Raw genomic sequence first — 18,688 nt, 5'->3', positions numbered from 1 at the left:
CCATGAGAGCGACCACCGTCAAGTTCCTGATCTTCGCCGTCACGATGACGTTGATCTTCGCCGGGCTGGCCGTCGTGTTCAGCCAGGCGCGGTTCACCGGCACCGAGAACTACCGGGCCACCTTCACGGACGTCTCCGGTCTCGGTGCCGGCGACAAGGTCCGCATCGCCGGGGTGCAGGTCGGTTCGGTTAAGACGGTCGACATCGGCCGCGACAACACCGCCGAGATCGAGTTCGACGTGGATGCGAAGCACACGCTGTTCACCGGCACCCGCGCCACCGTGCGATACGAGAACCTCGTCGGCGACCGGTATCTCGAACTGCTCGAAGGTGCCGGCAGCGTCGACGTCCTGCCCGCCGGTGGCAACATCCCGATCGAGCAGACCGAACCCGCCCTCGATCTCGACCTGCTCCTCGGCGGGTTCAAGCCGCTGTTGCAGGGCCTCGACGCGCAGCAGGTCAACGACCTCTCCGGAGCTCTGTTGCAGGTCTTCCAGGGGCAGGGCGACACGCTCGTGTCGCTGCTGGGGAACACCAACTCGTTCACCAACTCACTCGCCGACCGCGACCAGCTGATCGGCGACGTCATCGACAACCTCAACGCCGTCCTCGGCACGATCGACGATCACGACCGCGAGTTCGAGAACACGATCGAACAGCTGCACACCCTGGTGGGCGGGCTGTCCGCCGATCGTGATCCCATCGGCGCGTCGATCCCGCCGATCGCCTCCGGCACCGCGGATCTCGCCGCGCTGTTGCAGAACAACCGGCCCGACTTGCAGACGGTCATCGCCGAGACGAACCGCACCATGACCCAGCTCGACCTCGGCAAGGATGACATCAACCGCACGCTCGAACGCCTGCCCTCCGACTACAAGAAGCTCATCCGCGTGGGTGCATACGGAAACTTCTTCCAATTCTTCCTCTGTGCCAATACTTTCAAGTTCTCCGGACCGGACGGAACCACCATCCGGTACACCACGGCGAACCACGACACGGGAAGGTGTGCGAAGGTCGAATGAGTGCACCCCGTGACCCCAACTACATCCGGACGGGCATCATCGGCCTGGCCGTGTCCGCCGCGATCGTTCTCGCCGGTCTGCAGTACGACCAGCTGCACTTCCTCTCCGGGGGTCTGAGCTACTCGGCGCGCTTCCAGGACGCCGGCGGTCTGGTGCCCGGCGACGACGTCATGCTCGCCGGCGTGAACGTCGGCGACGTCACCGAGGTGCGCCTCGACGGTCAGGCCGTGCTGGTGAGTTTCCGCATCCGGGACGGTATCGGGCTCGGCGACACCACCGGAGCCGACATCAAGACCAACACCGTGCTCGGCCGGAAATCGCTGGCGCTGCGCCCCGGTGGCGACGGTGTGATGCGCCCGAACTCGATCATCGGTATCGAGCACACCAATTCGCCGTACTCACTGACCGACGCACTCGGCGATCTCACGACGACCGTCTCCGAACTCGACACCGATCGCATCAACGACTCGCTCGACGCGCTGTCGCAAACCCTCGAGAACACCCCGCCCGAGATCCAGGGCGCCCTGGAGGGCATGACCCGCCTGTCGCAGTCGATCAACGCCCGCGACGAGTCGTTGCACCAACTGCTCGAGCGTGCCGAGAGCGTGACGGGCATCCTGGCCGAGCGCAGCGACCAGGTCAACGCGCTCATCGTCGACGCGAACGCCCTGTTCGGCGAACTGAGCCTGCGCCGCGACGCCATCACCGAACTGATCGCGAACATCTCCTCCGTCTCACGTCAGCTCACCGGGCTCGTGCAGGACAACCAGGCGCAGATGGCACCGACACTCGAGAAGCTCAACCTCGTGACGGCCAACCTGCAGGCGAACAAGGAGAACATCGCCGGGGCGCTCGACGGCCTGGGCCCGTACATCAGCGCACTCGGGGAATCCGTCGCCAGCGGACCGTTCTTCAACGCCTACGTGTCCAACATCCTGCCGGCGCCGTGGTGGAAGGCCATCGTGGACAGCCAGGTCGCGCCCGATCTTCTCCCCGAGGATCTCCAGGACGTGATCCCGGACGGGCCCCCGACTATCAAGAGGGACGGCGAATGAGTACCGATACCGCCCCGACGACCGCCCGCCGTCGCCCACCCCTGCTGGTGCCGGTGATCATCGGCGCCGTCGTCGTGCTCGTGCTCGGCGCCCTCGCCGTGTTCGTCCTGCCGGACCTCGGCAAACGCACGATCCACGCCGAATTCGCGTCCACCAGCGGCCTGTACGAGGGCGACGACGTGCGGGTGCTCGGCGTCTCGGTGGGGCGCATCAGCGACATCGAACCCCGCGACGACCTCGTACAGGTGACGATGAAGGTCGACGACGGCGTCGAGATCCCGTCCGATGCGAGTGCCGTCGTCATCGCGCAGAGTCTCGTCTCGGCGCGCTTCGTCCAGCTCACCCCTGTGTACTCGGGTGGCCCGACGATCGAGGACGGCGCGACGATCCCGATGCAGCGCACGGCCTCTCCCGTGGAGTGGGACCAGATCAAGACCGAACTGATGCGATTGTCCGAAGCGCTCGGTCCCGAGGAACTCGATCCGCAGGGATCTCTCGGCCGGTTCATCGACACCGCGGCCGAGAATCTCGAGGGCAACGGGCAGACCGTGCGCGAGGCCCTTCGGGAGCTGTCGGACACGATGCGCACGCTCTCGGAGGGACGCACCGATCTGTTCTCGACGGTCCGCAACCTGCAGACCTTCGTGTCGGTCCTCTCGTCGAGCAACGAACAGATCGTGCAGTTCGGCGGTCGTCTCGCGTCGGTCTCGGACGTGCTCGCGCAGAGCTCCGACCAGCTCGGTGTCTCCTTGTCCGAGTTGAACATCGCCGTCGGCGACGTACAGCGGTTCGTGCAGGACAACCGGGCCGAGCTCACCGAATCGGTGGAGCGGCTGGCCGATGCGACCGAGGTGCTGGTCCGCAAACGTCCCGAGATCGAGCGGGTGCTGCACTCCGGCCCGACCTCCCTCGCGAACTTCTACAACATCTACAAGCCGGCGCAGGGTTCGCTCACGGGCGCACTCGCGATCAACAACCTCGCCAACCCCGTCGAGTGGATGTGCGGGTCGGTCGCGGCCGCCGCGAACGCGACCTCCGAGCGCAGCGAGGAACTGTGCCGCCAGCAACTCGGCCCGGTGCTGTCGTCCATCAACGCCAACTACCTTCCGCTGCTGGTCAATCCGCTTGCCGGTGTGCAGGCCTTCCCCGACGACATCGTCTACACCGAAACCTGGCTCGAGGAGGCGTCGGCAGGTCGTGGCACCGCGCCCGAGCCGTCGTCCTCGGAGACCGCGTCGCCGGTCGACGGGATCCTCGGTGGCCTGCCGTCGCTGCAGGTCCCGCAGGATCTGGGTTCTCTGCTGCAGCCGGGAGGAGTGCGATGACCGGCCGCTCGATGTTCCGCCGCCTGGGCGTCGCGGCCACCGCGGTCGCGGTGAGCACGACGCTCACCGCCTGCGAGTGGGACGGACTCAACTCGATTCCCATGCCCGGCAGCGCCGGCCGCGGGGAGGGTGCCTACGAGGTGCAGATCGAGATGCCCAACGTGACGACCCTGACCCAGAACTCGCCCGTGCGGGTCGACGACGTCACTGTGGGGTCGATCTCGGGGATCGAACTCGACGGCTGGCACGCGCTCGTGACGGTTTCGCTCGACGAAGGCGTGATCGTTCCGGCCAACTCGCTCGCCCGGATCGGGCAGACGAGTCTGCTCGGGTCGCAACACCTCGAACTGATCCCGCCCGTCGGCGAACCCCCGCAGGGCCGGCTCGAGGACGGCGACGTCATCCCGCTCGAACGCGCCGGTGCGTATCCGACCACCGAACAGACACTCTCGTCGCTGTCGGTGGTGCTCAACGGTGGTGGACTCGCGCAGATCAACGACATCACCACCGAACTGAACGCGGCGCTCGTCGGCCGGGAGGACTCGATCCGGAATCTGCTCCCGCGCCTGGACGAACTGGTGTCCACCCTCGACACGCAGCGCGGCGACATCATCGCGGCGCTGGAGGGCATGGACCGGCTGGCCGCGACCGTCGACGACCAGAACGCGACACTCGTCCGCGCCCTCGAGGAGTTGCCACCCGCGCTGGAGGTGCTCTCGGATCAGCGTTCGAACCTCACCGCCGCGATGAGTTCGCTCGGTGAACTGAGCACCGTGGCGAGCCGGATCGTCGAGACCTCGAACGACGATCTGAAGGCGAATCTCGAAGGGCTCGCGCCGACGTTGAAGGCCCTGGCCGATTCGGGCAGTGCCCTGACCGAGGTGCTCGGTGTGCTGCTCACCTATCCCTTCCCGCAGGCGGGCATCAACAACATCATCCGCGGCGACTACGCGAACCTCGCGATGACGATCGACCTCACCCTCGACCGCCTCGACCTGAACTTCCTGTCCGGGACGCCGCTCGCGGGACGCCTCGCCGGCCCGGAAGGCATCCTCGGCCGCGACGCGGGACTCGCCGCACAGGCGACGGACCCGTTCCGCGCACCGCTCGAACCACCCCCGCCGCCGCCTCCCGGTCCCGAAGGGAAACTGACGATCCCCGGCATCGGTGAGATCACCATTCCCGGCCTGCCCCTGGGGGTGCCCGCACCATGATGCTCACGCGGTTCGTCCGCATCCAGCTCACGATCTTCGCGATCCTCACGGTCGTCGGACTCGTCGTGATGTCGCTGATGTACGTGAAGTTGCCGGCGCTGTTCGGGATCGGACGGTACGAGATCGTCGTCGAACTGCAGTCGACCGGCGGTCTGTATCCGCACTCGAACGTCACCTATCGCGGAAACACCGTCGGCACCGTGCGGAGCGTCGCCCTGTCGCCGACAGGGGTCGAGGCGTTGCTGTCCATCGACAGCGACGCGAAGATTCCCGCCGATGTGGACGCGGCGGTGCGCAGCGTCTCGGCTGTCGGCGAACAGTACGTCGATCTCGTTCCCCGAGCCGACGGTTCGGGCGGCGAACGCCTGGCCGACGGCGACGTGATCCCGATCGACCGCACGAGCGTGCCGCAGGAGGTCGGTGCCCTGCTCGACCAGGCCGACGTGTTGCTCGCCTCGATCAGCGACACCCGGCTGCAGACCGTGGTGGACGAGGCGTTCGACGCGTTCAACGGCTCCGGACCCGAACTGCAGGAACTGATCGACTCGACGCGCCTGTTCGTGCAGGAGGCCTCGGCGAACAGTGCCGAGACACGGCAGTTGATCGACCAGATCGGTCCGCTGCTCGACACGCAGGTGGTCACGAGCGATGCGATCCGGTCGTGGACACGCGACATGGTCACCTTCACCGACCGCCTGCGCGAGAGCGACCCCGACCTGCGAGCCCTGCTCGACGTCGGACCGGGTGCCGCTGCCGAAACCGAATCCCTGTTGCAGGAACTGAAACCGACCCTGCCGTTGCTGCTTGCGAATCTGGTGAGCGTCGGAGAGGTGGGTGTGGTCTACAACGCCGGCATCGAGCAGATCCTGGTGCTGTACCCGCCGATGACGACGGCCCTGATCACCGCGGCCGGCGCCGGCCCGCCCGAGGACGGTGCCGTGGTGGACTTCCACCTGCAGGTCAACGATCCGCCGCCGTGCCTGGCAGGCTTCGTGCCGCCGGAGCAGTGGCGCAGTCCGGCCGATACCTCCGTGGTCGACACACCCGGCGACATCTTCTGTCAACTGCCACAGGACTATCCGAACGCGGTCCGCGGCGCCCGGAACGTACCGTGCATGGAGTACCCGGGCCGTCGCGCACCGACGCCCGACACGTGCCGCACCGGGTACAGCCCTACCTATTCGGACAATCCGTGGACCGGACCGCCGACACCGGTGGCCTCGGAGAACGTCGCACCCACACCCGCTTCCTACGGTGAGCGCGGCGACACGGCTCCCGCCGGGGTCGCGGCGCGACGGATCGATCCGCAGACCGGGACGTACATTGGTCCCGACGGCACCGTGTACACGCACGCCGATCTCGGTGGAGATCGGAGCTTGGAGAGTTACATGAAGGCGCAGCAGGGCTGATGGCAGACGAGATCGACAAGAAGACGAAGCCGGCATGGGCCAAGCCGGTCGCGATCATCGCGTCCGTGCTGGTCATCGCGCTCGTCGCGGCCGGTGCCTGGCTCATCGTCGACAGGCAGTCCGCGAACGAACGCGACGAGAAGCGGGAGGCGTACCTGCAGGCCGCGCGGCAGACGGTGCTCAACCTGACCACCATCAACGCCGATACCGCCGACGCCGACGTCGCACGTCTGCTCGAAGGCGCAACGGGCGATTTCAAGGCCGAGTTCGAGGGCCGCGAAGGGCCTTTCGTGGAGGTCGTGCAACAGGCCGGCGTCGACACCACCGGTGAGGTCCTCGAAGCGGGGATCCAGAACGAGGACGGCACGTGCGCGTCGTCGCTCGTCGCCTCCCGCGCGATGGTGAGCAACGCCGACCAGACCGAACCCGAAGCACGCGACTTCCGTCTGCGGGTGACGATCTGCGACGAGAACGGCAGATTGCTGGCGTCGAAGGTGGAGTTCGTGCCGTGACCGACGAGAAGGACGATCGCGTGACGCTCGACAAGACGACCGACGACACTGTGGCCGGTGGGACCGCAGAGAAGGACGGATCCACCGCCGCCGAGACCTCGGCCGCCGACACCTCCGTCCCGGACGCGATTTCGGATCCGAAGGCCTCGTACCTGCCACACATCGCGATCGGATTGTCTTTCGTGGCAGTGGTTTTCGCGGTCCTGGTGGGATGGCTCGCCTACGGCACCGTCCAGCAGTCCGCCGCCGAGACGGCACGGACGGAGGCAAGGGTCGCTGCGGAGGAACAGGCGGTCGCGATGCTCGCCTACACCCACGACCAGGTGGACGCGCAGACCGACGCCGCCGCGGAGGGTCTCACCGGCGACTTCCGCGACGAGTACACGAATCTGATGAAGAACATCATCGCGCCGGGCGCCAAGGAGAAAGCGATCAGCGTGCAGGTGAGCGTGCAGGCGTCGTCGGTGGTCTCCGCCGACGCCGACAACGCTGTGACCCTGCTGTTCCTCAACCAGATCACGACGAGTTCGGAGAACCCCGAAGCGGTGAGCAGCGGCAGTCGGGTGCGCGTCGAACTCGAAAAGCAGGACGGGCGTTGGCTCGTCAGCCGGTTGACCCCGATCTAGAAGAGAGCCGTCAGGTGGGGTCGGGTTCGCCGGCCTCACCCGGCGCGATCAGCGCGCGTCCGGCGGCGCCGGTGTTGGCGAGGGTGTCGAGGAACGAACGGGCCCAGCGATCCACATCGTGCGTGAGCACCTGACGGCGCAGCGCACGCATCCTCTTGCGGCCGTCCTCGCGCGGCACCTCGATCGCGGCCTGGATCTTGTCCTTGACGTCCTCGAGGTCGTGCGGATTGCACTGGAACGACTGCCGCAGTTCGGCTGCGGCACCGGTGAACTCGCTGAGCACCAACGCGCCGCCGAGATCGCTGCGGCACGCGATGTACTCCTTGGCGACGAGGTTCATGCCGTCGCGCAAGGGGGTTACCAGCATGACGTCGGCCGCGACGAAGAACGCGATGAGCTCGTCGCGGGGGACCGGGCGGTGGATGTAGTGCACCACCGGACGCCCCACCTCGGCGTACTCACCGTTGATGCGACTGACCGTCCGCTCGATCTCGCCGCGCATGTGGACGTAGGAATCGACGCGCTCCCGGCTCGGGGTCGCGAGCTGCACCATCACGGTGTCCTTCGGGTCCATGCGACCCTCGGCGAGAAGTTCGTGCACCGCATCGAGCCGCACGTCGATGCCCTTGGTGTAGTCGAGGCGATCGACGCCGAGCAGAATCGTCTTCGGGTTGCCGAGTTCCTTGCGCAACGCCTTGGCGCGATCGCGGATGGCCTTGCTCCGCGACTGCTGGTCGAGCCGGCCCGATTCGATGGAGATGGGGAAAGCGCCGACGCGCACCGAGCGGAAGCCGACCTGGACCACGCCGAGCTTGGACCGGATGCCGATGTTACCGCGTGAGGTCTGGGCACCTGCCAGACGTCGGGCGAGATACAGGAAGTTCTGGGCACCCCCGGGAAGATGGAAGCCGATGAGGTCGGCGCCGAGGAGACCCTCCACGATCTCGGTGCGCCACGGCAGCTGCATGAACAGCTCGATCGGCGGGAACGGGATGTGCAGGAAGAAGCCGATCGTCAGATCGGGACGGAGCATCCGCAGCATCTTCGGCACCAGCTGCAGCTGGTAGTCCTGGATCCAGACGGTCGCGCCCTCCGAGGCGGCCTTCGCGGTCTCCTCGGCGAAGCGGCGGTTGATCTCGACGTAGGAGTTCCACCATTCGCGCCGGTACTCCGGACGCACGATCACGTCGTGGTAGAGCGGCCACAGCGTGGCGTTGGAGAACCCCTCGTAGTATTCGGCGATGTCCTCGGTGCTCAACCGCACCGAGTGCAGGGTCAGCCCGTCCTCGACGATGACGCCTGACTCGGCGTCGGCCACGCCGGCCCAGCCGACCCAGGCGCCGTTGTTCGAACGCAGGATCGGCTCGAGTGCGGTGACGAGCCCGCCCGGACTGCGCTTCCAGCGGGTGGTGCCGTCGCGAAGCCGTTCGAGGTCGACCGGCAGGCGATTGGCGACGACCACGAAGTCCGACCCGGCGTGCGAGTCGTGGTTCCCCGCTGCGTCCGCTTCGCCTGCTGTCACGTTGTGGTCCTCTTTCGGGGCCGGTGCCGTCGCCGGCCCGGCAGTGTGGGTGCCGACATCGGCACCGGGATGGGTGTCGAGCTCGTCAGTGCTTGTCGCTGGGACCGATGCCGAGCATCGACAGCAGCATGCGGCACTCGTCCGCGTTCTCTGCGTAGGCAGCGACGACTCGCTGCGCCTGTCGTGCGGTTTCGTCGGCGACGGGTTCGAGATCCTCGTCGGCGATGTCGTTCGCGGTGGTCGGGTCCGCGGCCATGATGTCCTCCCGGGGTCGCTGCTCTGTGCGAGCACGCATCGTCCTTCGACTCTAGGAGAATCGGACAGCTCGCCGCCACCCGCCTTCCGAGGGCGGTCCTGGCACGGTCCTGCACGTCTACGTCGCGGTACCGTAGGACGGTCGTGCAGTAGGTACACCGTGTGTGTTTCCGGCGCACGACGTCACAGCGCCGACCCGCGGCGCACAACCGCGCTCTCGTCGAGGAAGGTATTCATGCCCATTGCCACCGTGAACGGCATCCCGCTGAACTACCAGGTCAAGGGAACGGGCGATCTCGTCGTCCTCATCATGGGAACGGGTAGTCCGGGGCGCGTGTGGGATCTGCACCAGGTGCCCGCGCTCGTCAAGGCCGGCTACCGGGTCGCCACCTTCGACAACCGCGGCATCGCACCGTCGGGCGAGAGCCTCGGCGGCATGACCATCGACGACCTGGTGAAGGACACCGCCGGCCTGATCGAACTGCTCGGCGGCCCCGCCTACGTGATCGGCACGTCGATGGGTGCGCGTGTCGCGCAGGAGCTGACGCTCGCCCGTCCCGAACTCGTCCGCAAGGCCGTTTTCCTGGCCGGTCACGCCCGCATGGACCAGTTCCAGCTGACGCTCACCGAGGGCGAGCGGCAGCTCTACGACAGCGCCGTCGAACTGCCGCCGAAGTACCAGGCCGCCGTCACGGCCGTGATGAATCTGTCGCCGGCCTCGCTGGCCGACGAGCACACCGCCCGCGACTGGCTGGACGTCTTCGAGTTCAGCGGCGGAAAGGTGTCGGCGGGCGTGCGGGCGCAGCTCGGCATGGACCGGGAGTTCGATCGGCGCGCGGCCTACCGCGGCATCACCGTGCCGTGCCTGGCCGTCGGATTCGCCGACGACCGGATGATCCCGGCCTATCTGTCGCGCGAGGTGGCGGACGCCATTCCGGGTGCGCGCTACGAGGAGATCCCGGACGCGGGGCACTACGGCTATCTCGAGCGGCCCGAGGCGGTCAACAAGATCCTGGTGGACTTCCTGGCTTCCTAGAGGAGTCCCTTCACACGGGAGATCGGCAGGCGGGCGCGGTGGGATCGGCGACGATCCACCGCGCCCGCCGTCGTCGAAATGCGACGAAGGTCCCTGTGATCCGGGAGATCGGGACGTCCCGCGGACCGTCGGGCACTGGTACGCTCACCGAACAAAGGTTAGCCTGAGCTACCTTCGAGTCTCGTACGAACCGATCACGGGCCCCTCCGGACCCCCTAGTACGGAAGTTGAGTGATGACCGACCGTTCCAGCCTTGTCGCCGATGACGCGGGGAGGTCGGAGGGCAACTCGCAAGGAGACGTCTTCGACCTCGTCGGTATCGGTTTCGGCCCCTCGAACCTGGCGCTCGCGATCGCCGTCGAGGAGCACAACACCGACAACCGCTCCTCGGCGATCCGGGCACGTTTCTTCGAACGTCGGTCGGCCTTCGCCTGGCACCCGGGCATGCTGCTCGAGGGCGCCACGATGCAGATCGCGTTCCCCAAAGATCTGGTCACCTTCCGCAACCCCGCGAGCTCGTACAGCTTCTTCTCCTACCTGCACGACCGTGGCCGTCTCGTGGACTTCGTCAACCACCAGACGTTCTTCCCCACACGTCACGAGTTCCAGGACTATCTGCAGTGGGCGGCCACGCGCGTCGACGCCGACGTCCGCTACGGAACCGAGGTCGTCTCGGTCGAGACCGTCCGCAACCACAACGGGGTCGCCGATCTGTTCGCCGTGCGGACCGCCGACGGCGCCGTCGTGTACGCGCACAGCGTCGTGGTCGGAGTCGGACTGCGTGCCCGGCTCCCGAAGTGGGCGACCGAGTCCGCCCGCTGCTTCCACAACCACCACTTCCTCTTCCACATCGAGGACATGCCGGAGCCGCAGCACCAGCGCTTCGTGGTGGTCGGTGCCGGGCAGAGCGCGGCCGAGGTCGTGCAGTACCTGCACACGCACTACCCGCAGGCCGAGGTCCACAACGTCTTCAACCGCTTCGGGTACAGCCCGGCCGACGACAGCCCGTACGCGAACCGCATCTTCGACCCGCAGGTCGTCGACGAACTGCACGCGGCCCCGCTGTCCGAGCGTGAGCGTCTGCTCGCCCTGCACCGCAGCACCAACTACTCGGTCGTCTCGCCCGAACTCATCGAGGCGCTCTACGCGACCGAATACCGCGAACGGGTGAGCGGTCGTCGCCGCTTGTTCATGCGTCGTGCCTCGGAGGTCGTGTCGGCGATCGAGAGCGAGGCGGGAGTCACCGTCGAGATCCGCGACAATCTCGAAGGCGACACCGAGACCCTCGAGTGCGATGCGGTGGTCCTCGCGACCGGCTTCGAGCCCACGCCTCTCGCGCCGCTGCTGGGTGATCTCGCGCCCGAGGCACCCGTTCTGTCCGTCGCCCGCGACTACCGTCTGCCGCTGCCCGAGAACGTCACGGCCGACGTCTACCTGCAGGGTGGAACCGAGAAGACACACGGTCTGACCGCGTCGTTGCTGTCCAACGCAGCGATCCGCGCGGGTGAGATCCTGACCTCGATCGTCGAACGCCGAGAGCTCCGTCTGCCCGGAGCCGGGGGAGGAATCGACAAGCTTGGTAGGATATCGGACCATCACACCTACGCAACAAGTGAGGCGAGATGAGCACGAATCCATTTGACGACGAAGACGGCCGCTTCTACGTCCTCATCAATGATGAGGAGCAGTACTCGCTGTGGCCGACCTTCGCCGAGGTTCCGCAGGGGTGGCGGGTGGTATTCGGCGAAGAGTCGCGCGCCGCTTGCGTCGAGTACGTCGAGCAGAATTGGACCGATATGCGTCCGAAGAGCCTTCGCGACGCAATGGAAGCCGACGAGAAGGCCCGCCAGGGCAGCTGAACGCTTCCGTCAGATCCGCCGAGAGTCACGCCCGCGCCGAAAGCGCAGCGTGGCTCTCGTCGTTTGTACGGACGATCCTGCCTCCCGGCCCGACGACGACCCGTGTGGGTCGAGAGGTATCGGGCCCGTGGCCAGGGGACCCGACGCGATCGGGCCCGTCGGTATCGGACCGGTGGCGATCGGACCCGTCGCGATGGGGCCCGTCCCGGGAGCTGTGGGTATCGGGCCGGTGTGCAGCGATCCCACCGGGATGGGGCCCGTGGCGGGGCCGGGCGCCGGACGCCACACCGGGCGGTTCTTGTCGAGCCGGATCCGGGGGATCCGCCGCAGCTGCGGGCGACGCAGCGCGCCGACGCGGAGGACACCGCGCGGGTTGCGCGTGCGGCGGGCGAGCCATTCACCGAGCGTGACACCCGCGGCGAGCGCGCACCCGATACCGAACGCCGAGAACAGTGCCGTCATGCCGGTGGCCATCTGATTGCGGAGCATCGCGTACAGGCCGCGATAGAGGGCGAGACCGGGCAGCAGCGGCGTGATGCCGGCGACCGCGACGACCAGCGGTGGCGTGAGCGCGCGGCGGGCCATCAGACCACCGGCGAAACCGATGACGGTCGCGGCCAGCGCCGACGAGATGATCGGACCGAGCGACAACCCGAGCGCGAGCTGGTAGCCGAGGCTGCCGGTGGCGCCGGCGAGCGCGGCGACCGTGAGAGCGCGACGTTCGGCGTAGCAGGCGACGGCGTAGAACAACGCCGCCGCGGCACCGGCGAGGATCTTCGTCGGCAGCTGTGTGAGGTCGGGAAGTGCCTCGTAACTGATGAGAGGGAGTTCGGCGCCGAACACCGACGCGACCCGCAGGGTCGTCGCGACACCCGCGACGATGCCGCCCGTCATCATCAGCACTTCGAAGAAACGCGCCGACGCCGTGATGGGGGCCCCGGTGATGGCGTCCTGCACCGAACCCACGAGCGACAGACCGGACAGCAGCACCGTCACGCCGGCCGCGATGATGAGTCCCGGTGACACTTCGATCCCGATCGTCTCCCGTATCCCGTACAGCGTGATCGCCGGGGCTGTCGCGACGATGCCGCCCACCAGATGCTGGAAGAAGAACGGCAACCCGGCCGCGTTGAGTTTGCGGTTGACGCGGTCGATCACGAACGTCGAACCGAAGGCGACGAGCGCAACCAGCGCGTCGCCGCCGAGGAGCACGGAGATCGAGGCGGCCATCGCCGACCACGCGATCGTCGCCACCCAACGGTTGTACGGATGCGCCTTGGTGGTGATGGCGAGCAGTTCTTCGTGCGCCTGCGCCGGGGAGATCGCGTCGCGGCGGACGCGGCGGGTCAGACGGTCGACGGCCGCGAGCCGCGTGAAGTCCATCGAGCGGTAGTGCACCACCCGCATCGTGCTCGACGGCGGCATGGTCGGTCCGCGATAGGCCGACAGCACGATCGAGTTGTAGGTGACGTCGACGTCGCACTGCGCCAGACCGTAGGTGGCAGCGACGAACCGCACCTGTTCGGCGGTGTCGATCGCGCCGGTGCCCGAGGCGAGCAGGACCTCACCGACACGCACGGCGACGTCGAGCGCCTCGGCGACCACTGCATCGTCGGTCAGATCGATCGGCTGCAGTGGCGCCGGCGCCTCGGTGACCGCGTCGATGGTCGCGCGGCGGGTACCGAGAACCCGATCGAGGAAGTCGTCGAAGCGGCTCACCGTCCGCGGCCTCCGGTACGGCTGGGGGAAACGGGGAGGGTGGGCATGCAATCCACCGTAACGAAGGCGGGTGGGTGCGCGCCGAGAGTGTGACGCGCTATATGATGGCGTCGCTCACGCGTCGTCCGCGACCGTCGAGTTCTGTGCCTCCTTAGCTCAGTGGTAGAGCACTCGCCTTGTAAGCGAGCGGTCGTCAGTTCAATCCTGACAGGGGGCTCCAGTAGGGCCCGTCGCGTACCGCGCGGGCCTGTTTCATCCGGTGCTGCTGTGAACCGCTGCGAAGACCACGAACACGGCGAACAGTGCCGCGACGCCGAGGCACGCACCGATCAGAGCTTCGCGGCGATGCGTCGCCGTGCCCCTGTCGACCCGTTCGAGACCGATCCATCCGCACACCACTGCGACCAGACCTGCGGGGATCGCGACGAAGTCGCCGATGACGGGTACGAAGGCGAAGACGAGCGCGACGATCCCTGCGGTCAGTGCCGTGTTTCCGGCGCCGTTGCGGGGCGGGACCGGGGTGAAGCGGTCTGCGGTCATCGTCCCTCGATCCGGGAGGCAGACATGCACGGGCGGGTGTTCGCCCGGACCGGATCCCTGTCCCGTCGAAGGCGAGAAGGACAATTTACATCGGAACACGGGGCTCCGGGAGGGTTGCCGGGCCGTTGCCGTCCTGCTCCGGCCGGTGGTGTTCACCGAGGCGGAGTGCTCGGCGCTCGGACAGGTCGATCACCGGCGCAATCGTGTGCGCGGCGCCTCGTGGAGGTCGTGCGCCGCGGCGACGCGCCCGAATACGAGGGCGACCACCGGGGATGCCGTGAGCCATCCGAGCAGCGGCCACCGATCCAGGTCATATCCGGAGAACGGTTCGGGCGCACGGAGCGTCAACGGATCCGCCGCAGTTCACCCGGTTGTTCACCCTCCGCACGTCACTGCAGGGGCGTGTGAATACGGAAGTGACGAAATGGATCGGATATCAGGACTTCAAGGATTCGAATGCGTCCATATCGACGAATATCAGCCGTCCGTCGTCGAGTGCCACAGCCCAGCGGCGCACGCGCGCCCAGTCGCGACCCAGCTTGTCGCCCACGGCTTCCTGTGCTGGACCGAAGTCTTCGACGATCGTGCCGGGACAGGCCTTGGTGCCCGCGACACCCGCGCGTACGACGACCTTCGAGCCCACAGCAGGCTTCGGGGGAGTATTCGACGATCCGGCCATAACTCGAATCATGCCATCAGTGGAAAGAATCGACCGGGCAAACACGGATTATCCGCATCGGACGAATGTGGCGATTCGGGTGGAATATCCCTTTCGTGTTGTTCTTTCCACCAGAAACGACTTCGCCCACGCCGGTCGGCGTGGGCGAAGAGGTTCTCGAATCGGAGAAACAATGGCCGGTCAGCGCAGTGCGAGCTTCTCGCGCGCCTGATCGACGAACTCGGAATCGACCATGAGGTCGTAGCGCGAGGCCTCGATGCTCTTTCTCGAGACGAAGTCGCGGCGTCCCCCGGTGCTCCAGTGGGTGAAGAAGCCGAGTGATCCGCCCCACACCGCGCCGAAGACGACAGCGGTGAGGATCACGGTGGCCATGCCGGTGGCAGGCAGGAGCAGTGCCAGGAGCAGACCGAAGAGCAGGCCCGTCCAGACGCCTGCGGCGGCGCCGCGAAGGGCGGCCTTGCCGTTGGTCATGCGGCCTTCGATGTGTTCGACGGTGGTGACTCCCTGGCCCACGACCCGCAGGTACTCGACGGGAAAGCCTTCGTCGGACAGGTGGTCGATGGCCCTCTCGACGGCGTCGTAGGTGCGGTAGCTCTCGAGGACGGTTTCGGATTCGGTGTAGTGCCCGGGTGTCGGTGCGTAGATATCTGTCATGCGTTCCCCTTCGTCGACGATTGGAACGATACGCTCATCGTAGCGTATCGTTTCGTAGTGTTTGATTCGGGGTCGCCTTGTCGGGGAGACTCGGGAATCCTGCGGGTGTATGCCCGCGCGAGGAGGATGTAGACATGGTGGGCGAGGTCGAGACGGAATCCGTGGCCCTGACGTCGCGGCGCCCCGTCAAGGAGCGTGCCGGGACCGACGCACGCATCGTGAAGGCCGCGCTCGAGATCCTGCGGCTTCACGGGCCCAACCGCGTCACCGTCGAGGCGGTCGCGGCGCTGTCGGGCGTCGCGAAGACGACGATCTACCGGCGCTACGCGAACCGTGAGGAGATCCTCGACGCGGCATTGCACTCGCAGGTCGCCTCACCGTGCGTGCCCGACGGGCTGTGCGTCTACGACCGCGTCAAATGGACCCTCGAGCTGATCCGTCGCGGACTGTCGAACGAAGTGGGCATGGGCAGTGTCGGCGCACTGCTCACCGACCAGGAACCCGAGTTCACCGAGTCGATCCGGGAGATCATCAATGCCCGGAGCGAGGTCGTCGCCGACGTGCTCCGCACCGCGATCGAGTCGGGCGCGATCCGCAAGGACATCGACGTCGACACCGCCGTCTCGATGCTCGTCGGCGCGTATCTCGGCGCCTACCTGCGTCACGGCGAGGTGGGGGAGTCCTGGGCGGACGAGGTCGTCCACATCGTCTGCCCCGAACTGGAACCGGACCCGCAGGGGCAGTGATCGTAGGCCCGCCCTTCGGGTCGATCAGTCGTAGGCCCGCCCCGCAGGTCGATCGGTCGTAGGCTCGACCCGTGACCGAGTCGAGTCGATGCGTGGTGGCGGTCGTGGGATCGCTGAACCTCGACTTGACGGTCGTCGTGGCACGTGCTCCCGAAGAAGGTGAGACGGTACTCGGCCGGCATCTGCGCACCTATCCGGGAGGCAAGGGCGCGAACCAGGCCATCGGTGCTGCCCGCCTGGCTCCCACCGCCATCGTCGGCGCGGTGGGCAGCGATCATGCCGCTGACGTACTGCGCGGCGTGCAACAGAGGGCAGGGGTCGACACCTCCCATCTGCGCACCACACCGGGCCCGACCGGCCGGGCCGTCATCCTCGTCTCCGACGACGGGCAGAACCGGATCGTCGTCGTACCCGAGGCCAATTCGTTGCTCGAGGCCGAGGACGTGACCGCAGCACTCGATGCCCTCGATCCCGCGGTGGTGCTCACCCAACTCGAGCTGCTCCCCGCAGTGACCTGGGCCGCCGCCCAGTGGGCGCGCGATCACGACCGCCGGTTCGTGCTCAATCCGAGCCCGGTGATCGACCTGGACGAATACGTCCTCGCCGGCGCCGATCCGCTCGTACTCAACGAGCAGGAAGCCCTGCACTACGCGGGTCTTCCCGCAGGGACCCCCTTCGACGCGATCGTGACCCGCCTGCTCGAACAGGTGCGCACCGTGGTGATCACCCGTGGTGGGGAGGACGTCGTGGTCGGAACCGAGGACGCGATCGAACATCTGCGGGTCCCGCAGGTCGAGGTCGTCGACACGACGGGGGCGGGCGATCATTTCGCCGGCACGCTCGCCGCGTTGCTCGGCACGGGGGAGGACCTGTTCGCGGCAGCGCGCCGGGCATCGGCCGACGCTGCCCGGCTGGTCGCATCCCGCCGCTCCGATCGCTGACACGGCGAGGAACTACGTCAGGGCGGCGGAAGCAGCTCGCCCTTGCCGCTGCGCAACCAGCGCCCGGGAAGCCGGCCGGCGAGGTCGCCGAGCGGACCGACGGCCCCGCGCAGCAGCTCGACCGTTTCCTGCAACATGTCGATGCTCGCGTTCATCTGCGAGATGCCGGGCGTGAGATGCGCGAGGGTCTCCGAGAGCGAGACGATCTGATCGAGCGGACCGCCCTCGGCGAGCAGTCGTTCGAGGGCGCCCCGTTCGGAGAGCAGGACGTCGAGGACGCCGCCCTGGGCGAGGGCCCGCTCGACGACCCCACCGGGCCGGATCGCCACATCGACGATGCCGCCCGGCGCGGTGAGCCGTTCCACCGCGCCGTCCTGGGCGAGCAGCCGTTCGAGCGGGCCGTCGTGCGCGGTGAGGCGATCGAGCAGACCCCCTTCCGACACGAGACGGTCGAGGGCACCGTCGTCGGCGAGGATCCGGTCGAGGGGACCACCCGGTGCGGTGAGCCGGTCGACGGGTCCGCCCGGTTCGAGCAACCGATCGAGCAGACCACCCGGCTCGGTGAGCCGATCCACGGGACCGCCCGGCGCGAGCAGCCGGTCGAGGGGACCGCCGGGACGCAACGCGTGACCGAGTCCACGGTCCTCCGACGTGAGCTTCGAGATCTGCTGCAGCAGACCCACCGAACTGCGGGTGTCGGGCAGGCCGACCGCGCCGAGCGCGGAGTAGGTGGTGGGCGACACCGCGACCCGCACGGTGCCGACGACCGTCTCGGCGACGCTCAGGGCGACCTCTGCGGCGGTCAGACCCACACGCACCGGCATCACGAGTACGGACCCGAGGTTCATGGAACCGACTGTAACGGTCAGTGCTCGAGAACGTCAGTCCGAGAACGTGAGGCCCGAGAACGTCAGTGCACGAGTTTGAGACCGACCACGCACAGCACGATGCCCGCGATCAGTGCGAGCTTCAGCAGCGAGGCGGTCTCGGTGCCGGTGACCATCGCATATCCGACCGTGAGAGCGGCGCCGATACCCACCCAGATCGCGTAGGACGTCCCGACCGGCAGGGTGCGCAGGGCATACGCGAGCCCGGCCATGCTCAGGACGAGGGCGACGACGAACACCAGTGTCGGGGTGAGCCGGCTGAAACCGGCAGATCTGCCGAGGGCTGTAGCCCACACGGCTTCGAGCACACCGGAGAGGACGAGAACGATCCAGGCCATGACGTACAACGCTCCTGCACCGTCTTGTCGCTGGCCGGGTACGGTGCGCTCGTCCGGGAGGCCGACCGGCGGCCACCTCCGTCGAGGTTAGGAATTCCGGGCGAGTATTGGCAAATTGCTCAGGACACGCGCAGTAGCTGCGATTCCTGCGCAATCACCGTGCACGAACATCCGCCGTCCAGTTCGATGCAGTCGAGAACGAGGGTGTGCCGCACGATCTCGAAGTCGACGCAGTCGGGTTCGGTGCAGTCGACCCGAGTATCGGCGTGGAGCACGAGAGTGCCGTGGCAGTGGTCGAGATCGTGGTTGCACTGTGAACACGTCATGCATCACTTGATAGCACTGCCGT

The 18,688-nt window shown here is 67.3% G+C and carries 22 protein-coding genes, 1 tRNA gene and 1 riboswitch; of the genes, 13 read left to right on the top strand and 10 right to left on the bottom strand.

Annotation, left to right across the window (positions count from 1 at the left end; translation table 11 throughout):
* Positions 1-2: 2 nt before the first annotated feature.
* Genes BLV31_RS22655 through BLV31_RS22625 form a run of 7 tightly spaced genes read left to right on the top strand, consistent with a single transcriptional unit; the run spans position 3 to position 7,163 of the window.
* A complete protein-coding gene (locus BLV31_RS22655; protein ID WP_064061062.1) occupies positions 3-1,022 on the top strand; it encodes an MCE family protein in 1,020 nt (339 codons plus the stop codon).
* The gene (locus tag BLV31_RS22650) at positions 1,019-2,077 is read left to right on the top strand and encodes an MCE family protein (RefSeq protein WP_019290089.1); all 1,059 of its coding nucleotides are present in this window, start codon (positions 1,019-1,021) and stop codon (positions 2,075-2,077) included. Before BLV31_RS22655 ends, BLV31_RS22650 begins: the two co-directional genes overlap by 4 nt.
* On the top strand, positions 2,074-3,402 hold the full coding sequence (locus BLV31_RS22645) for an MCE family protein (protein WP_064061063.1): 1,329 nt from the start codon (positions 2,074-2,076) through the stop codon (positions 3,400-3,402). Before BLV31_RS22650 ends, BLV31_RS22645 begins: the two co-directional genes overlap by 4 nt.
* Positions 3,399-4,616, top strand: coding sequence for an MCE family protein (locus tag BLV31_RS22640; protein ID WP_024102958.1), 1,218 nt, complete (start codon positions 3,399-3,401; stop codon positions 4,614-4,616). The genes BLV31_RS22645 and BLV31_RS22640 overlap by 4 nt, the downstream gene beginning before the upstream one ends.
* Positions 4,613-6,025, top strand: coding sequence for an MCE family protein (locus tag BLV31_RS22635; protein WP_019290086.1), 1,413 nt, complete (start codon positions 4,613-4,615; stop codon positions 6,023-6,025). The genes BLV31_RS22640 and BLV31_RS22635 overlap by 4 nt, the downstream gene beginning before the upstream one ends.
* Complete coding sequence (locus tag BLV31_RS22630; protein ID WP_006551890.1) at positions 6,025-6,537, top strand: Rv1363c family protein; 513 nt, start codon at positions 6,025-6,027, stop codon at positions 6,535-6,537. The genes BLV31_RS22635 and BLV31_RS22630 overlap by 1 nt, the downstream gene beginning before the upstream one ends.
* On the top strand, positions 6,534-7,163 hold the full coding sequence (locus BLV31_RS22625; protein ID WP_006551889.1) for a hypothetical protein: 630 nt from the start codon (positions 6,534-6,536) through the stop codon (positions 7,161-7,163). The genes BLV31_RS22630 and BLV31_RS22625 overlap by 4 nt, the downstream gene beginning before the upstream one ends.
* Before the next feature lie 10 nt (positions 7,164-7,173).
* Here the strand turns inward: BLV31_RS22625 and BLV31_RS22620 are convergent, their stop codons facing one another.
* Both BLV31_RS22620 and BLV31_RS22615 read right to left on the bottom strand, forming a co-directional pair.
* Entirely contained in the window at positions 7,174-8,685 is a 1,512-nt protein-coding gene (locus BLV31_RS22620) for an alpha,alpha-trehalose-phosphate synthase (UDP-forming) (protein ID WP_006551888.1), read from the bottom strand.
* 85 nt (positions 8,686-8,770) lie between these two features.
* Complete coding sequence (locus BLV31_RS22615) at positions 8,771-8,980, bottom strand: hypothetical protein (protein WP_016692417.1); 210 nt, start codon at positions 8,978-8,980, stop codon at positions 8,771-8,773.
* A gap of 195 nt (positions 8,981-9,175) precedes the next feature.
* Between BLV31_RS22615 and BLV31_RS22610 the strand changes: the two genes are divergently transcribed.
* The 3 genes from BLV31_RS22610 (at position 9,176) to BLV31_RS22600 (ending at position 11,835) form a co-directional block, all read left to right on the top strand.
* Positions 9,176-9,976 carry an alpha/beta fold hydrolase gene (locus BLV31_RS22610; protein ID WP_064061064.1) on the top strand — a complete coding sequence of 267 codons (801 nt, stop codon included), beginning with the start codon at positions 9,176-9,178 and terminating at the stop codon, positions 9,974-9,976.
* A gap of 234 nt (positions 9,977-10,210) precedes the next feature.
* On the top strand, positions 10,211-11,602 hold the full coding sequence (locus tag BLV31_RS22605) for a lysine N(6)-hydroxylase/L-ornithine N(5)-oxygenase family protein (RefSeq protein ID WP_064061065.1): 1,392 nt from the start codon (positions 10,211-10,213) through the stop codon (positions 11,600-11,602).
* Positions 11,599-11,835: an MbtH family protein gene (locus tag BLV31_RS22600; protein ID WP_006551884.1), complete on the top strand. Its 237-nt coding sequence runs from the start codon at positions 11,599-11,601 to the stop codon at positions 11,833-11,835. The genes BLV31_RS22605 and BLV31_RS22600 overlap by 4 nt, the downstream gene beginning before the upstream one ends.
* Before the next feature lie 9 nt (positions 11,836-11,844).
* Here BLV31_RS22600 and BLV31_RS22595 read toward each other — a convergent pair whose 3' ends face one another.
* Complete coding sequence (locus BLV31_RS22595; RefSeq protein WP_072740527.1) at positions 11,845-13,554, bottom strand: threonine/serine exporter family protein; 1,710 nt, start codon at positions 13,552-13,554, stop codon at positions 11,845-11,847.
* Positions 13,555-13,699: 145 nt separating this feature from the next.
* On the opposite strand from BLV31_RS22595, the gene BLV31_RS22590 reads away from it, so the two are divergent.
* Positions 13,700-13,774, top strand: a tRNA-Thr gene (locus tag BLV31_RS22590).
* Between the two features lie 32 nt (positions 13,775-13,806).
* Here BLV31_RS22590 and BLV31_RS22585 read toward each other — a convergent pair.
* From BLV31_RS22585 to BLV31_RS22575, 4 genes are all read right to left on the bottom strand, one after another.
* Complete coding sequence (locus BLV31_RS22585; protein WP_006551882.1) at positions 13,807-14,094, bottom strand: hypothetical protein; 288 nt, start codon at positions 14,092-14,094, stop codon at positions 13,807-13,809.
* Between the two features lie 189 nt (positions 14,095-14,283).
* On the bottom strand, positions 14,284-14,442 hold the full coding sequence (locus tag BLV31_RS25635) for a hypothetical protein (protein ID WP_248846194.1): 159 nt from the start codon (positions 14,440-14,442) through the stop codon (positions 14,284-14,286).
* Between the two features lie 88 nt (positions 14,443-14,530).
* A complete protein-coding gene (locus BLV31_RS22580) occupies positions 14,531-14,773 on the bottom strand; it encodes a hypothetical protein (RefSeq protein ID WP_064060439.1) in 243 nt (80 codons plus the stop codon).
* A gap of 180 nt (positions 14,774-14,953) precedes the next feature.
* Positions 14,954-15,427 carry a YflT domain-containing protein gene (locus tag BLV31_RS22575; protein WP_006551879.1) on the bottom strand — a complete coding sequence of 158 codons (474 nt, stop codon included), beginning with the start codon at positions 15,425-15,427 and terminating at the stop codon, positions 14,954-14,956.
* 134 nt (positions 15,428-15,561) lie between these two features.
* On the opposite strand from BLV31_RS22575, the gene BLV31_RS22570 reads away from it, so the two are divergent.
* Both BLV31_RS22570 and BLV31_RS22565 read left to right on the top strand, forming a co-directional pair.
* Positions 15,562-16,173, top strand: a complete 612-nt coding sequence (locus BLV31_RS22570; protein ID WP_019290080.1) for a TetR/AcrR family transcriptional regulator — start codon at positions 15,562-15,564, stop codon at positions 16,171-16,173.
* A 71-nt stretch (positions 16,174-16,244) separates the two neighbouring features.
* Positions 16,245-17,114: a ribokinase gene (locus tag BLV31_RS22565; RefSeq protein WP_006551877.1), complete on the top strand. Its 870-nt coding sequence runs from the start codon at positions 16,245-16,247 to the stop codon at positions 17,112-17,114.
* Between the two features lie 17 nt (positions 17,115-17,131).
* On the opposite strand, the gene BLV31_RS22560 is transcribed toward BLV31_RS22565, so the two are convergent.
* The 3 genes from BLV31_RS22560 to BLV31_RS22550 form a co-directional block, all read right to left on the bottom strand.
* Positions 17,132-17,962, bottom strand: a complete 831-nt coding sequence (locus BLV31_RS22560) for a hypothetical protein (RefSeq protein ID WP_019290078.1) — start codon at positions 17,960-17,962, stop codon at positions 17,132-17,134.
* A gap of 62 nt (positions 17,963-18,024) precedes the next feature.
* Positions 18,025-18,339 carry a DMT family transporter gene (locus tag BLV31_RS22555; RefSeq protein WP_006551875.1) on the bottom strand — a complete coding sequence of 105 codons (315 nt, stop codon included), beginning with the start codon at positions 18,337-18,339 and terminating at the stop codon, positions 18,025-18,027.
* Between the two features lie 13 nt (positions 18,340-18,352).
* Positions 18,353-18,418: riboswitch (guanidine-III (ykkC-III) riboswitch) on the bottom strand.
* Positions 18,419-18,458: 40 nt separating this feature from the next.
* Entirely contained in the window at positions 18,459-18,665 is a 207-nt protein-coding gene (locus BLV31_RS22550) for a hypothetical protein (RefSeq protein WP_006551874.1), read from the bottom strand.
* Between the last annotated feature and the right edge of the window lie 23 nt (positions 18,666-18,688).

This window comes from Rhodococcus pyridinivorans (assembly GCF_900105195.1).
Classification (GTDB): Bacteria; Actinomycetota; Actinomycetes; order Mycobacteriales; family Mycobacteriaceae; genus Rhodococcus; species Rhodococcus pyridinivorans.
Note: the sequence above shows the minus strand (reverse complement) of the source record. Positions and strands in the feature narration are given on the sequence as shown.